The organism is Burkholderia oklahomensis C6786 (genome assembly GCF_000959365.1).
GTDB lineage: Bacteria > Pseudomonadota > Gammaproteobacteria > Burkholderiales > Burkholderiaceae > Burkholderia > Burkholderia oklahomensis.
In genome coordinates this window covers 2,115,479-2,130,547 of record NZ_CP009555.1, presented here as the reverse complement: position 1 = coordinate 2,130,547, position 15,069 = coordinate 2,115,479, and the positions used below count along the sequence as shown (strand labels likewise).

Below are 15,069 nucleotides of genomic sequence, written 5' to 3'. Positions count from 1 at the left end.
CACGCGTGCGTCACGGCTGACGGTTCTGCGTCGCGGAAGTCGGGCACGCCGGATCCTTGCCCCAGTGGTTTTCGCACACGCGCCAGCGGCACAGTTGATCCTCGAAGAAGCCGCGCTCGCCGCATTCCTTCACGCGCGCGGCAAGCGACGTATCGGCCGATGCGGACGTCGCCGCCGCAGCCTTCTTCGACGCCGTATTCGCGCTCGTCTTCGCCGCATCGGCAGGATTCGCGGGCTTCGTCCGCGCGACGAGCGCGGCGAGCAGATCGGCGTCCGGATCGTCCTTGCCGGTCTTCTTCGCACCGGTTTCGCGGCGCTTCTTCGCCTGCGCGGTTTCGGTAGCCTGCGTCTTGTCGTGACGCTTGCGCGCCGCGGCTTCCGTTTTCGCCTGCGCCGCATCCTGCTTCGCGGCGACGCTCTTCGTCGCGCCCTTCTCCACGCGCTTCGCCGGCGTCGCTGCGGCGACCGCGGCCGCGGCGGCGGTCGCGCCGACGACGGCCTCGGTCGGCGAAACGTCGGATGCGCCGTTCGCGAGCGCGCGCGACAAGCGGCTCTCGCCGGCTGCCGACGCCGCGGCGGCCGGCTTCGCGTCGCTCGCGGCGCTGTCGTCGTTCACGATCGTCGCGGGCTGCGGCGCCGATGCCTGCGTGATCTGCGCCCCGCTTGCCGGCACGGCGTTGCTCGCGGGCGCTGCGGCGACGGCCGGCGCCGATGCGGAGGCCGCGATTTCGGCATGTTCGGTGGAGGGCTGCTGCAGCCGCCATGCGCCCCACCCTGCCACCGCGACGACAGCGAGCGCGACGAGCGCGAGCGGCCCTTTTCGCGAACGCGGTGCGTTTTCGGGTTGGGGGGAGACGCGGCCTTCAAGATTCGCGAGAATACGCGAGTTGTTCGCGCCGCTTTCTTTGCCGGCATGGGAAGAAAGCAGGCTAGGCGGGGCTTTCGAATTCGAATCGTCCGGCGCGCTCATTCAGTGTCTCGTTGAATCCTGGTTTAATTCGCCGCAATAATATTGTCCCGGCCTACGCGGAGGCAGGCCTGATTCTAAGATCAAGCATTGCAAATTACAATCGATTCCATATTCCGGGGTTTTCTTTGATTGCCGTCGTTCTAGTCGCATATTTCGCCATCGCCGTCCTCGCAGCGGCGCTGCTGTTATTACCGGCAGTGCGCGCAACGGTATTCGATTCGGTCGCCCAATTCCACGGCCGAATCAGCCGGCGTGCATCCGATCGCGCCGCCCGTGCGCGCGAGCATCTCGCGCAATCGGCAAAAATGTCGCGCTCGACTTTAAGCGGCATGCAAAATTTACTAGTGCGGCGGCGCTTGCTGATTGCGACCACGACAGGTATTCTTGCGACGCCTCCATTGATCGCTATCGCGTTACGCGGTCGGCAACTATTCCAATACGACGACACTTTACGCGCGCCGGACGAGAAAATTGCCGCGCTTTTAAAAGGCGAGCAGCTCGTTCCGCCGTTGCCGCTGCCGCCCGAAGTTTTCGCCACCCGCGAGGTCGAGCAGGTTCGGCCCGCGCTGAAGGACGCAAGCCGCGATTGGAATTTGCTCGATACCGATTTCAGAACGCGCCTGTTGCTCGTCTACAAGATCATGCACGAGCGATACGGCTATGAAATGGCGTTGCTCGAAGGCTATCGCAGCCCCGAGCGACAAAACCGATTGGCGCAAATGGGCAGCAACGTCACCAATGCGGCGGCGTTCCAGAGCTATCACCAATACGGACTGGCGGCCGACAACGCATTCCTGCGCGACGGCAAGCTCGTCATCTCGGAAAAAGATCCGTGGGCCATGCGAGGCTATCAGTTGTACGGACAAGTCGCCGAAGAGGTCGGCTTGACCTGGGGTGGCCGATGGAAATTGATGGACCTCGGACACGTCGAATACCATAAGCCCGGCTTCAAGCTGGGGCGCTCGTCCGCTCGATAAAGGACGAGCAGGAAATAATGAGGGCGGCATGGGGCAACCAAACTTCGCGACGGAAACACAATCCGGCAATCATTCGATCGGCACGCGCCGGCCGGCGCGATGCGCCGCCCGCTCGTCGACGAACGCATTTCGCACGAGCGCGCCGCCGCCCGCCCCGCCGAAGCGGCCTGCCTTCCCGCTAGATGCATTCACGACAACGTGACGTCACCCGATGCCGTCACGCTTGTCGGCACAGCACGCGCGCGTCGCGCCGCGCGTGCGTTTCGCGCCGCCGCCCAATTCGCCTTATTGAATCGCACCGGAACCTGAACGTCCTATGCAACGCTTCCTCAACGTGTTGACTCACCCTCGCACGCTCACGATCGTCGGCTTCGCCGCGCTCGCGGCGGTTCTGTTCCTCGCGGCCGATGCGCTACAGATCGGCTTCGTATGGGCGGCCGTCGCGTTCGCCGTCGCCGTCGCGCTCTGGCTCGCGACGAAGCTCTGGCGCCGCTGGCGCGTGCGCCGCGCGAACCGCCGGCTCGGCGACATCCTCGAACAGCAGGCCGAAACGGGCAAGATGTCCGCTGCCGCGGCCGAGCCCGCGAAGCAGGCGGACCTCGACGTGCTGCGCACCCGTCTCGCCGACACGGTGAAGACGATCAAGACGTCGAAGATCGGTCAGGTGTCGGGCGGCTCCGCGCTCTACGAGCTGCCGTGGTACATCGTGATCGGCAACCCGGCCGCAGGCAAGAGCAGCGCCGTCATCAACTCGGGGTTGCAGTTTCCGTTCGCGGACAAGAACAGCGCGGTGATCCACGGCATCGGCGGCACCCGGAACTGCGACTGGTTCTTCACGACGGAAGGCATCCTGCTCGACACCGCGGGCCGCTATTCGGTGCACGAGGAAGATCGCAGCGAATGGCTCGGCTTCCTCGATCTGCTGAAGCGCCATCGCCCGAAGGCGCCGATCAACGGGATCATCGTCACGGCGAGCATCGCCGAGCTGACCGGCAACCGTCCCGAATTCGCGATCAACCTCGCGAAGAACCTGCGCCAGCGCGTGCAGGAGCTCACCGAGAAGCTCGAAGTATTCGCGCCCGTCTACGTGATGTTCACGAAGGCCGATCTGATCACGGGCTTCACCGAATTCTTCAGCAGCAGCGACCGCCAGGAATACGACCGCGTATGGGGCGCGACGCTGCCGTACGAGCCGGACGAGAAGCGCGACGTCGTCGCGCTGTTCGACGAGCGTTTCGAAGAGCTGTACGAAGGGCTGAAGGAGATCAGCGTCGCGCAACTGTCGATCAGCCGCGGCAACAAGCTTTCGCCCGGCCAACTGAGCTTTCCGCTCGAGTTCTCGACGATCAAGCCCGCGCTGCGCTCGTTCCTCGCGACGCTGTTCGAAAACAATCCGTTCCAGTACAAGCCGATCTTCCGCGGCTTCTACTTCACGAGCGCGCTGCAGGAAGGCGAGACGAACAGCGCCGCCGCGCAGCGGATCGCGAATCGCTTCGGCCTCGACGCGCAAAGCCTGCCGAAGCCGCACAGCGCGTTCTCGAAGAACGGATTCTTCCTGCGCGACCTGTTCTCGAAGGTGATCTTCGCGGACCGCCAGACGGTCCGCCAGTTCGCGAGCCCGACGAAGACGCGCATGCGCTACGCGACGTTCTTCGGCTTCGTCGCGGCGCTCGCGCTCGCGCTCGGCGGCTGGACCTGGTCGACGATCGGCAACCAGCAGCTCGTGTCGAACGTGCAGGCCGACCTCGACAACGTGACCCGCCTGCAGCAGAACCGCAACGACCTGCAGTCCCGTCTGCAGGCGATGGACATCCTCGAAGACCGGATCGAGCAGCTCGAGCAGTTCCGCCGCGACAAGCCGCTGTCCGTATCGCTCGGCCTCTATCAAGGCGACCGTCTCGAGCAGCATCTGCTGACCGAGTACTACAACGGCGTGCGGCAAATCCTGCTGAACCCGGTCTCGGGCAACCTCGCGTCGTTCCTGAAGGACGTGAACACGCATCCGGACCAGCTCGCGCCGATGACGCGCGCGCCGGAATCGGGCGCGGTCCAAGCGGGCGCCGTGCCGGTGTCGACGAACCCGGCGGCGCCGGGCGCGGCCCCCTCCCCTGCCGCCGCGCAGAATCCGCAGCAGGGCGGCCTCTACAACGACGCGTCGCCGACCAACGTCGAGGACGCGTACAACGCGCTCAAGACCTACCTGATGCTGTCCGACAAGCGGCACGTCGAGCAGGCGCATCTGACCGACCAGATCGCGCGCTTCTGGCGCGGCTGGCTCGAGACGAATCGCGGCAACATGCCGCGCGACGAGATGATCAAGAGCGCGGAGCGAATGATCACGTTCTATCTGTCGCGCGTCTCCGACAACGACTGGCCGATGATCGAAGCGAACCTCGCGCTCGTCGACCAGACCCGCGAGAACCTGCGCCGCGTCGTGCGCGGGATGCCGGCGCGCCAGCGCGTGTACGAAGAAATCAAGGCGCGCGCGTCGACCCGCTTCGCGCCGATGACGATCGCGCGGATCGTCGGCGAAGGCAACACGGGCCTCGTCGCGGGCAGCTACGCGATCCCCGGCACGTTCACGCGCGAAGCGTGGTTCCAGTACGTGCAGCCCGCGATCCGCGACGCCGCGACGAAGGAGCTGCAGGCGAAGGACTGGGTGCTGAACACCGCGACGGCCGACGACCTGACGCTCGAGGGCAGCCCCGAGCAGATCCAGAAGACGCTCGTCGCGATGTACAAGACCGAGTACGCGCAGCACTGGCAGAAGTTCATGCAGGGCATCGCGGTGCAGGGCTTCGGCAACTTCGGCCAGGCGGTCGACGCGATGAACAAGCTCGGCGACCCGCAGGATTCGCCGATCCGCAAGGTGCTCGAGACCGCGTACGACCAGACGTCGTGGGACAACCCGTCGCTCGCGAACGCGACGATCAAGAAGGCGCAGACGGGCGTCGTGAACTGGGTCAGGCAATGGTTCACGCGTCAGCCGGGCGGCCAGGTCGCGGCGAACATCGACATCAACGGCAATCCCGCCGAGGCGCCGATGGGTCCGATCGGCCAGGAGTTCATCGGGCTCGGCCGGATCGTCGCGACGCATGACGGCACGTCGATGCTGAAGGGCTACATGGACACGCTGTCGAAGGTCCGCACGCGCTTCAACGTGATCAAGAACCAGGGCGACCCCGGCCCCGGCGCGCGCCAGCTCATGCAGCAGACGCTCGACGGCAACGGCTCCGAGCTCGCCGATTCGCTGAAGTTCGTCGACGAGCAGATGCTGACGGGCCTGACCGATTCGCAGCGCAAGTCGCTGCGTCCGCTCCTCGTGCGTCCGCTGATGCAGGCGTTCGCGGTCGTGATCCAGCCGGCGAGCGTCGAAGTGAACAAGGTGTGGAACGCGCAGGTCTACCAGACGTTCCAGGGCTCGCTCGCGAACAAGTATCCGTTCGCGGCGGGCGCGAAGGTCGAAGCGGGCGCGAGCGAAATCGCGCAGGTGTTCGGTCCGGACGGCTCGATCGCGAAGTTCGTCGGCACGACGCTCGGGCCGCTCGCGGTGCGCCGCGGCGACACGCTGTCCGCGCGCACCTGGGGCGACATGGGCCTCGCGCTCACGCCTGACTTCACGAACGGCTTCGCACGCTGGGTCGCGCCGCTTGCGGGCGGCGCGGCGGCGAGCGCCGCCGCGTCGTCCGAACCGCAGACCGTGTTTCAGGTCCTGCCGCAGCCGAGCAGCGGCACGACCGAATACACGATCGCGATCGACGGCCAGCAGCTGCGCTACCGCAACACGCCGCCGCAGTGGACGAACTTCGTGTGGCCGAACCCGCAGGGCTCGCCCGGCGCGACGCTGTCCGCGACGACGTTCGACGGCCGCACGCTCCAGCTCGTCAACGAGCCGGGCCGCTACGGTCTCGAGAAGCTGATCAACTCGGCGCAGCGCAAGCGCCGTCCGGACGGCACGTTCGACCTGACGTGGACGCAAGGCAACGTCAGCGTATCGGTGACGATGCGCATCATCAGCACGTCGCAGCCGACGGGCGGCGGCGACCAGCCGCAGCAGCAGAGCCTGCGCGGGCTGCGCCTGCCGTCGTCGGTCGCCGACGCGAGCGCGGGCGGCGCGGCCAACGCGACTGCGCAGCCGGGCTCGAGCGCCGCGGCCCCGCAGGCCGCCGTCGCGGCGGCTTCCGCATCGAACGCACAGAGGGCGCAATGACGCAAACGGTCCAGGCCCAGATCGCCTACTTCGGCAAGATCCCGTCGCGCGGCGACTTCGTGAAGAGCGCGCACAACCCGCAGTTGCTGCAGACGCTCGACCACTGGATCGCACGCGCGATGGAGCTCCTCGCCGACGACCCGCGCTGGAAGATCGTCTACGAGAACGCGAAGCCGATGCACTTCGCGTTCCTCGGCTCGAAGAGCCGGCTCGCGATCGCGGGCCACATGATCGCGAGCCATGACGCGTCGAACCGGCGCTTCCCGTTCCTCGCCGCGACGGCGCTCGAAGTCGAGCGGCCGCTGCCGTTCCTCGCGCGCAGCCCGCTCGCGTTCGCGCGGCTCTGGTCGCGCGCCGCCGCGCAGATGCAAACCCTCCTCGGTCCGCAGGAGCCGGCCGGCGCGCTGCAGGCGCTCGGCGACACGCAAGTGCCGATCGACACGGGCGGCCCGGGCAGCGCGCACGACGGCACGTTCAACGATTTCGTCGAGCACCAGACCCTGTACGGCCTCGAGCAGATGCTGCTCGCGAGCGGCCATCCGGTGAAGCTGCGCGGCGCGATGCTCGCGCTCGGCTCGCTGCTGCGTCCCGTGATGCAAAGCGGCACGTCGCACATCGAGCGCGGGCTCACGCTGCCGCTGCCGACCGATCCGTTCTATCGCACCCTCGTCGCCGCGTTCTGGCTCGAGCTCGTCGCACCATTCGTGTCGCGCGCCGATTTCGAGCTGGCGATCTTCATCGGCACGATCGCCGAGCGCGAGCGGCTCATCATCGGCTTCAACGGCGCGTCCGCGAAAACCCTGCACAGCGTGGTCGATCCGCAGACTTACGCCGAACACAACATCGACATCGACGATCCGGAGTGGATCGACGCACATGCGCAAAACGACCATGGGATCAGCAAGCTCGTCAGTTATCTCGAACAACCGCAACTGTCGCTGCGTGTCTGCATCGACACGTTCCATGAAGCGTTCATCGGAGCGTGATGCGATGACGAAGCCGCTCCGCTCTTCCCGCTTCAGGCTCACGCTCGCCGCGCTCGCGCTGGGCGGCACGCTGCACGGCGTCGCGCTCGCCGACAACGTCGGCCCCGCGACCGTCACGCCGATCGACGCAGGCGGCGTGCCCGTGAAATCGACCCCGCTCGCCGCACCCGCTCCCGCCGCGGCAAGCGGCGCGGGCGGCGGCGCGACCGTGTCGTCGCCACCGCCCGCGAACGCGACGCCCGGTCAGGTCGTCGCCGGCGGCAAGGTCGCCGACGAGGCGACGAAGGCCGCCGTGCTGCAGCGCCTGCGCGACACGTACGGCGCCGCGAACGTCGTCGATCAGATCGAAGTCGGCGACGTCGCGACGCCGCCGAACTGGTCCGCGAACGTGCAGAAGCTGATCGGCCCGCAGTTGAAGCAGATCAGCAAAGGACAGCTCAAGATCGACGGCACGCAGATCGACGTGAAGGGCGAGGTCCACAACGAGGCGCAGCGCCAGCAGCTCGCGAGCGACATGGCGAACGCGCTGAACCCGACCTACACGATCAAGAACGGGCTGCGCGTGAGCGCATCCGAGCAGGGCCTGCTCGACCAGACGCTCGCGAACCGCACGATCGAATTCGAAACCGGCAGCGCGACGCTCACGCCGCAAGGCCGCGCGATCCTCGACCAGATGGCGGGCGCGCTCGCGAAGATGTCGAGCCGCACGGTCGAGATCATCGGCCACACCGACAACTCGGGCAATCGCGCGTCGAACATCGCGCTCAGCCAGGCGCGCGCCGACGCGGTGAAGGGCTATCTGGTGGCGAAGGGCATCGCGTCGCAGCAGTTGACGACGACGGGCGTCGGCCCCGATCAGCCGATCGCGTCGAACGACACGAACGACGGACGCGCGCGCAATCGCCGGATCGAGTTCCGCGCGGGGCAGTAAGCGGCGCGAGCGCCAACGGCGGCGGGGCGGGCGGCCCGCCTGCGCGGCGGTACAGCGATCCGCCGGTACGGCAAGCAAGATGGAAATGGCGACGGACGGTCCTTGGCGGCCGCTCCGTCGCTTTTTTTGGGCCGGCCGCCGCGAGCCGGCCGACGCTCACGCGTTGTCATCCGGCTTCAGGCCGAGCAGCTCGCGGATGTGCGCGAGCGAGCCGTCGTCCTTGACGACCGACGCGAGCCACTGATGCAGCGGCATGTCCGCCCATTCGGCGGCCTTGTCGGCGAGATACGCGACGGGGCTGTGCGGCTCCGTCCCGCGGAAATACTTCGCGACCGCGCGCAGCTGCTCGACGGCCTGCGCGCGATTCTGGATGCCGGCGATCACGATCGGCGCGGGAGCGGACGGCGTATGCCTCTGCGCGTGTTCGTCCGGGTAAAGCGGCGTCTTGAAGCTCGGCTCCGCGCGCTCGATCGGCGTGCTCGGCGCGGCGGCCTGCGGCTGCGCGTCCGGCGAGTAGCCCTGCTCCTTCGCGAAGCGCTCGGCGAGCCGATAGACCGTTTCGTACGTGTCGCGCGCCTGCCGGAAACTCGGCGCCGCATCGCCCGCGCGCTGGTCGAGCTCCTGCTCGAGCGCGTCGAGCGCCACCTGGAACGCCCTCAGCTCGCCGAGCAGCCGCGCGTAGAACGCGACGGACGTCATCCGCTTCGACGCTTCGATCTGCTCGACCGACGGCTTGCCGCGCGCTATTTCGTCCGCCTGCTCGGGATCGCGCTTGATCGCCTGCGCGACGTGCTGCGCGACGTCCCAGTCGAGCTCGCTGAACGCGTTCGACGCCCCGTCGGTGAGCGGCACCGCGCGCAGCAGCTCGGCCGTTCGCCCGACGAGCCACGCGACGTTGCCGAGCCGGTACTCGGCGTCGTCGCCGTCCGGCAGCGGGTGCACGTGATCCCAGAATTGCCGGCACAGATTCGTCAGCAGCTCGTAGCCCTGCGTGAGCCCGCCGATGCCGTCCTCGAGCGCGAGCGCCTCGGTCAGCCATACCGCGAGCCGCAGGTCCTTGGTCCGATCGCGCAAGAGCGCGGTCGATTGCTCGACGACGAAGCTCCAGTCCGCTTCCTTGATGTCGGTGATCCACTCGCCCTGGTCGAGCGACGGATCGTCGAACTTGCGCGCGTGCTGGATCGCGTCGAATTCGGCGGAGAACAGGAGATCGTCGCCGCACGGCGACGCTTCGCTGATCGGCGTCAGCAAGTCGTTGAAGTTGATCGGCATGGTCGAATGCTATGTCTGTCCGTTGCGGCGTCCATCGTTGCGATGACCACGCGACGCGTGACGCACGCGCCGCGCGGCGGTCTTACTCGACCGTGTACTCGAATTCGCCCGTCTCGGCCGCGCGCGCGGCGATCCGCGCGATCGCTTCGCCGTCGGCGATCCGCGACAGCACGTGCCCGGCGATCTCCGGCAGCAGCGTGCCGTTCAGGATGTGATCGACATTGCGCGCGCCCGAATCGACTTCGGTGCAGCGCGCGAGCACGGCGTCGACGAGCGACTCGTCCCACTCGAACGCGGCCTTGTGGTTCGATTCGATCCGGCGGCGGATCCGTTCGAGCTTCAGCTCGATGATGTCGGCGAGCACGTCGTCGGAGATCGGATAGTACGGAATCACCTTCATCCGGCCGAGGAACGCGGGCTTGAACGCCTTGTAGAGCTGCGGGCGCAGCGTCTCGGCGAGCGCCTCGGCGTCGGGCAGCTCCTCCGGCGCCTTGTTCAGGCACGCCTGCATCACCGCGGACGACCCGACGTTCGACGTCAGGATGATCAGCGTGTTGCGGAAGTCGATCTCGCGCCCTTCGGCGTCGTCCATCGCGCCCTTGTCGAACACCTGGAAGAACATTTCGAGCACGTCCGGATGCGCCTTCTCGACTTCGTCGAGCAGCACGACCGAATACGGATTGCGGCGCACCGCTTCCGTCAGCACGCCGCCTTCGCCGTAGCCGACGTAGCCGGGCGGCGAGCCCTTCAGGCCCGATACGCTGTGCGCTTCCTGGTACTCGCTCATGTTGATCGTGATCATCTTGCGCTCGCCGCCGTACAGCACGTCGGCAAGCGCGAGCGCGGTCTCGGTCTTGCCGACGCCCGACGGCCCGACGAACATGAACACGCCGCGCGGCTTGTTCGGATCCTCGAGGTTCGCGGTCGCGGTGCGCACGCGCTGCGCGATCGCGTCGAGCGCGTGGTCCTGGCCGATCACGCGCGCGCCGATCAGATCGCGCAGATTCAGCACGGTCTCGATCTCGTCCTTCACCATCCGGCCGAGCGGAATGCCGGTCCACGACGCGACGATCTCCGCGACGACGTGGCCGTCGACCTGCAGCGGCACCATCGGCTGATTGCCCTGCAGCGCGCGCAGCGCGTCGACGCGCTCGGCGAGCGTCGCGCGGGTCGCGTCGACGTCGACCGGCTTGCCGTCGACGGACGGCTCGCGCGCCGCATCGAGATCGGCACGCAATGCGCCGATCTCGGTGACGAGCGCGCGCTCCTGTTCGTAACGCGCTTCGTCTTCGGCGAGCGCCTTCAAATCGGCATCGCGCTCGTCGCGCAGCTCGGCGAGGCGCTCGTCGTGCGCGGCGCCGCCCGCGACTTCGCGCTCGAGCGCCGCGATCTCCGCGTCGATCCGCTCGATGCGCTTTTTCGTGTCGTCGATCGCGGCGGGCGTCGCGCTGTGCGCGAGCGCGACTTTCGCGCAGGCGGTGTCGAGCACGCTGATCGCCTTGTCCGGCAGCTGGCGGCCGCTGATGTAGCGATGCGACAGCCGCACCGCCTCGGTGATCGCATCGTCGAGAATCCGCACGTTGAAGTGCTTCTCCATCAGCCCCGCCATCCCGCGCAGCATCGCGGCGGCGAGCGGCTCGCTCGGCTCCTCGATCTTCACGACCTGGAAGCGCCGCGCGAGCGCCGCGTCCTTTTCGAAGTACTTCTTGTATTCGCTCCACGTCGTCGCCGCGATCGTGCGCAGCTCGCCGCGCGCGAGCGCCGGCTTCAGCAGGTTCGCCGCATCGTTCTGGCCGGCCTGCCCGCCCGCGCCGATGATCGTGTGCGCTTCGTCGATGAAGAGAATGATCGGATGCGCGCTCTTCTTCACCTCGTCGATCACGCTCTTCAGGCGGTTCTCGAACTCGCCCTTCACGCTCGCGCCCGCCTGCAGGAGCCCCATGTCGAGCACGTGCAGCGCGACGCCGCGAAGCGGCGGCGGCACGTCGTCAGCCGCGATCCGCAGCGCGAGCCCTTCAACGACGGCTGTCTTCCCGACGCCCGCCTCGCCCGTCATGATCGGGTTGTTTTGCCGACGGCGCATCAGGATGTCGATCGCCTGGCGGATCTCCGCGTCGCGGCCGATCACGGGATCGATCTTGCCTTCGCGCGCACGCTGCGTGAGGTTCGTCGTGTACGTGTCGAGCGCCGGCGTCTTCGACGGGCCGCGCGGCGCGCCGCCCGCCGCCGCGGCGCCGTCCGGCACGGCGGCGTCGCTCTCCGCCTGTCGCGGCTCGGCTTCGACCGAGCCCGCGGTGATCTCGTCGAACTTGTGCTTCAGGTCGTCGACGCGCACGCGCGTGAACTGCGACGACATCCGCTGCGCGAACTGCGCGAGATCGGGCCCCGTCAGCAATGCAAGCAGCAAGTGGCCCGAACGGATCCGGCCGATCTGCGAATCGAGCGACGCGATGAGCCACGCCTGCTCGAACAGCTCGGTCAGATGCACCGAGAACACCGGCGTGCGCGTATTGCCCGTCTTCAATCCTTCGAGCTCGCGCTCGAGGTCCGCGCGCAGCGCGTGCGGATCGACGCCGCTCGCGCGCAGCACGAGCGGCACGTCGCCGGTCGACTCGTCGAGCAGCGCGAGGAACAGGTGCTCGAGATCCACTTCATAGTGGCCGCGCGCGAAACAGTGGCTGGCGGCGCGCTCGGCGGCCTTCCGGCACACCGGATTCAGTTTCGCGATCAGGGTCTTCAGGGGCGTGCTCATCGGTTACGGTCCACTCAGGTTCGATCGTTGTTATCAATGAATGACATGCAGTTCGTAGCGCGCGTCCGCGCGGTCGCGCTCGGCTTCGCGCGTGCAGAGGAACGCGTCCCAGCCGAGTCGCGCGCCATTGCCGAGGATGCTCGCGCCGACCTCGGTACGGCGCAGCACGAGCGATACTTCATATTCGAGCGTGACGCCGGCGAGCAGCGTCAACATCCGCTCGAGCGCGACCGCGCGCTCCTCGCCTGGCAAGAACGCCTCGTAGTCGCGCTTCGACAGCGGCCCGACGACGAGCCGCGCGCGCATGTCGCGCTGCCACACGCGTTCGCCGACGAGCGCCGTCGCGCCGAGCGTCACGTTCACGTCGCCGAGCACGCTCAGTTGATCGGGCGGCACGTCGTACCACTTGCCGACGAACTGCTCGATGCGGATCGGCACGCGGAAGTACTCGGACAGCGTGCGCTGCAGATAGGCGGCCGACACCGGCCGGTGCCGCGCGGCGAGCGCATAGCCCGCGATCGCTTCGTCGAGCAGCGCGCCGCGGCCTTCCTGCACGGTCGAGCGCGCATCGTCGTTCGCGACGCCCGCGAGCGCGAGCAACAGCGGCAGATAGCGCTCGTCGCGGTCGAGCTCGTAATGCAGCGGCAGCCGGTACTTCTTCCACGCCGCGTAGAACAACGCGGTCGCGCGATTCGAGAACACGTCGAAAAACGCGCGCGCCGCGTGATCGCGCTTCAGCTGCTCGCGCGCGATGATCTGCTCGGTGTAATGGAGCGGCAACGCGCCCTGGCCGCCCAGCAGGCCGAAGAAAGCCGGCGTGAGCTCGACGCGCGACAGCGCGCCCGCTTCGACCGCCGCGTTGCGCTGCGGCTCGTCCTTCAGCGCGTCGCCCGCTTCGTCGTACGACTGCGCGCGCTCGAGCTCGCTCGGCGGAAAACCGAGCGACAACGTGTTTCTGAAGCCGATCCGCCGCGCGACGATCTCGCCCGGCCGGCTCGCCGCGTAGCGTTGCGGATGACGCTTCGCGAACCAGGTCTCGAGCAGCCGCACCGCCTGAAAGAACTCGAAGCGATGCGGCTCGTCGAGCAGCCGCTCGACTACGCCAGGATCGATTCGCCGCTGCGCGGTTTGCATCGCATGATCTCCTCGCCGGTGCGCTTCGACACGACGATCAGTTGAACAAAGCTGTTGAGGTGCACGTAAAGCCCGAAGAACGCGTCGATCATCCGCACGAACGTCGCGAGGCTCGATCCGACGAAATGCTCGTCGTCGATCGTGAGCCGGATCTCGACGCCGCGCACGAACGTCGCGAACGGCTTGCCGGGCAGCCACTGCACCGCGCCCTTCTGCTCGATGCCGACGATCCCGTCGATGTGACGCGTCGACACCGCAGACCGTCTCAGATCGTACAGCACGAGCACTTCCTTCAGCGCGGCGAGCCCTTCCTCGGCGAGCGACACGTGATTGAGCGCGAGGTGCGACACGAGCCGCCAGTGCGCGGCGCGGCCGCGCTCGAAGCGCGCGCTCGGCGTCGGCCGGCGCAGCAGCGCGATCGGGCCGGGCTGCGCGTCGCCGTCGATGAAGAGATCGCCGCCGTCGAGCCCCGTCGCGAGCGCGGCCGGCAGGTCGCGGTTCGTGCAGGTGAGATCGAGGCTCAGCGTGTCGGTCTGCGGCGCGCCCGGCTCGAAGTCGATGTCGACGACCGAAATCTCGGTCTCGTAGCCGGGGCTCTTGCGCGCGACGTTGTCGTCGCGGCGCGCGAACCAATAGTGCCCCACCTGCCCTTCCTCGCCGTGATGCAGCGAATAGAACGGCCGGAATTCGATGACCGCTTCCCGATTGGCGCGCTGCCGCACGAGATGCACGGAATCGATCGAATACACCTCGTACGCGAACGCGCGGCGCGCGTCGGCGATGACCGGATACGACACCGCCTGATGGCTGACCCGGATCGGCTCGCCGTGCTGCCGGAACAGGTTGACGACCGGCGTGCAGAACAGGCGAAAGTGACTCGCGGCCAGCAGATCGAGCAGCCGCGCGACGTGCGAATCGCTGCGCACGTCGCGCAGGACCACGTGCAGCGTCAACTGCCGGCAATGGCCCGCGCGGCGCGCCAGCGCGGCCAGATCGAAGTCGACGAAGTTGAATTTGTCCGGGAATGCGAAATATTCGGTCAGCAGCCGGTACGCCGGGTGCGAACGGGCCGGATAGTCGATCAGCGCATCGGCTTCGTCGAAGCCCGCGTGCTCGAACGGCGCCTTGCCGAGCGCGATCCAGCGGCCGCCGCGCTCGGGCTCGACGTAGAACGCGAGCGCATGCGCGAACAGGCAATCGGCCAGCGCGGCGACGAACGACTGCTCGCCGTGCAGATGCGCGCGCAGCTTGCCGAGCTTCAGCTCGGCGAGATCGAGCTGCGGCGACGTCGATTCGAACGCGATCGAGATCACACCCGTCGCGTTGCCGGGCAGCGCGGCCGAGCTCGGCGCCGCGGCGATCGATCCGTAGCGCGCATCGGCGAGCCGGACCGGCGCGAGCGTCACGTCGTACGCGGTGCGGAAGCGGCACTGCACGCCGCGGATCGCGCGGCTCTTCAGCTCGGTGCCGCGCTCGACGACCTGCGGCTCGGTCAGTCGAGCGAACGATTCGGGCGCGCCGAATTGCGCGATCGAGCACGACGGAAACGGTCGCAGATAATGCGGATAGAGAACTTCGACGAGCGCTTCGGTGAATTCGGGATACTCGTCGTCGAGCTTTTTGTTGATCCGCGCGCCGAGGAGCGCGAACGATTCGATCATCCGCTCGACGTGCGGATCCTCGCAATGCTCGCCCGTCTGCGACAGACGCGCGGCGATCTTCGGGTACCGGTTCGCGAATTCGAGCGAATAGCGCCGCAGAAACGACAGCTCGCGTTCGTAATACGGCAGCAACTCTTCCATCGACGATCCCCGAAACCTGATGCTCTCGTGCCGGG

10 protein-coding genes are annotated in these 15,069 nt (G+C 67.5%); 5 read left to right on the top strand and 5 right to left on the bottom strand.

What is annotated here, in order from left to right:
- Positions 1-10: 10 nt before the first annotated feature.
- The gene (locus tag BG90_RS09630) at positions 11-970 is read right to left on the bottom strand and encodes a hypothetical protein (RefSeq protein ID WP_010117208.1); all 960 of its coding nucleotides are present in this window, start codon (positions 968-970) and stop codon (positions 11-13) included.
- A gap of 125 nt (positions 971-1,095) precedes the next feature.
- Here BG90_RS09630 and BG90_RS09625 point away from each other — a divergent pair, with 125 nt between their 5' ends.
- From BG90_RS09625 to BG90_RS09610, 5 genes are all read left to right on the top strand, one after another.
- Complete coding sequence (locus BG90_RS09625) at positions 1,096-1,947, top strand: M15 family metallopeptidase (RefSeq protein WP_010117209.1); 852 nt, start codon at positions 1,096-1,098, stop codon at positions 1,945-1,947.
- A 99-nt stretch (positions 1,948-2,046) separates the two neighbouring features.
- Positions 2,047-2,256, top strand: a complete 210-nt coding sequence (locus tag BG90_RS36110; protein WP_157135632.1) for a hypothetical protein — start codon at positions 2,047-2,049, stop codon at positions 2,254-2,256.
- A 7-nt stretch (positions 2,257-2,263) separates the two neighbouring features.
- Positions 2,264-6,157 (top strand): type VI secretion system membrane subunit TssM, encoded by a 3,894-nt coding sequence (gene tssM / locus BG90_RS09620; protein WP_010117211.1) that lies wholly within the window; start codon positions 2,264-2,266, stop codon positions 6,155-6,157.
- Positions 6,154-7,143: a type VI secretion system-associated protein TagF gene (tagF, locus tag BG90_RS09615; protein ID WP_010106765.1), complete on the top strand. Its 990-nt coding sequence runs from the start codon at positions 6,154-6,156 to the stop codon at positions 7,141-7,143. Before tssM ends, tagF begins: the two co-directional genes overlap by 4 nt.
- Positions 7,144-7,147: 4 nt before the next feature.
- Positions 7,148-8,074 carry an OmpA family protein gene (locus tag BG90_RS09610; protein WP_010117212.1) on the top strand — a complete coding sequence of 309 codons (927 nt, stop codon included), beginning with the start codon at positions 7,148-7,150 and terminating at the stop codon, positions 8,072-8,074.
- Between the two features lie 156 nt (positions 8,075-8,230).
- Here BG90_RS09610 and tssA read toward each other — a convergent pair whose 3' ends face one another.
- From tssA to tssF, 4 genes are all read right to left on the bottom strand, one after another.
- On the bottom strand, positions 8,231-9,346 hold the full coding sequence (tssA, locus tag BG90_RS09605) for a type VI secretion system protein TssA (protein ID WP_010117213.1): 1,116 nt from the start codon (positions 9,344-9,346) through the stop codon (positions 8,231-8,233).
- A gap of 82 nt (positions 9,347-9,428) precedes the next feature.
- Positions 9,429-12,098 carry a type VI secretion system ATPase TssH gene (gene tssH / locus BG90_RS09600; protein ID WP_010117214.1) on the bottom strand — a complete coding sequence of 890 codons (2,670 nt, stop codon included), beginning with the start codon at positions 12,096-12,098 and terminating at the stop codon, positions 9,429-9,431.
- 33 nt (positions 12,099-12,131) lie between these two features.
- Positions 12,132-13,232 carry a type VI secretion system baseplate subunit TssG gene (gene tssG / locus BG90_RS09595; protein ID WP_010117215.1) on the bottom strand — a complete coding sequence of 367 codons (1,101 nt, stop codon included), beginning with the start codon at positions 13,230-13,232 and terminating at the stop codon, positions 12,132-12,134.
- Complete coding sequence (gene tssF, locus BG90_RS09590; protein WP_010117216.1) at positions 13,196-15,034, bottom strand: type VI secretion system baseplate subunit TssF; 1,839 nt, start codon at positions 15,032-15,034, stop codon at positions 13,196-13,198. Before tssF ends, tssG begins: the two co-directional genes overlap by 37 nt.
- Positions 15,035-15,069: the final 35 nt, after the last annotated feature.

Excerpts from the sequence above, each read along its gene's own strand:
- tssH (WP_010117214.1), bottom strand. The coding sequence starts at position 12,098 with ATGAGCACGCCCCTGAAGACCCTGATCGCGAAACTGAATCCGGTGTGC.
- tssF (WP_010117216.1), bottom strand. The coding sequence starts at position 15,034 with ATGGAAGAGTTGCTGCCGTATTACGAACGCGAGCTGTCGTTTCTGCGG.
- tagF (WP_010106765.1), top strand. The coding sequence starts at position 6,154 with ATGACGCAAACGGTCCAGGCCCAGATCGCCTACTTCGGCAAGATCCCG.
- BG90_RS36110 (WP_157135632.1), top strand. The coding sequence starts at position 2,047 with ATGCGCCGCCCGCTCGTCGACGAACGCATTTCGCACGAGCGCGCCGCC.
- tssG (WP_010117215.1), bottom strand. The coding sequence starts at position 13,232 with ATGCAAACCGCGCAGCGGCGAATCGATCCTGGCGTAGTCGAGCGGCTG.
- tssM (WP_010117211.1), top strand. The coding sequence starts at position 2,264 with ATGCAACGCTTCCTCAACGTGTTGACTCACCCTCGCACGCTCACGATC.
- BG90_RS09630 (WP_010117208.1), bottom strand. The coding sequence starts at position 970 with ATGAGCGCGCCGGACGATTCGAATTCGAAAGCCCCGCCTAGCCTGCTT.
- tssA (WP_010117213.1), bottom strand. The coding sequence starts at position 9,346 with ATGCCGATCAACTTCAACGACTTGCTGACGCCGATCAGCGAAGCGTCG.
- BG90_RS09610 (WP_010117212.1), top strand. The coding sequence starts at position 7,148 with ATGACGAAGCCGCTCCGCTCTTCCCGCTTCAGGCTCACGCTCGCCGCG.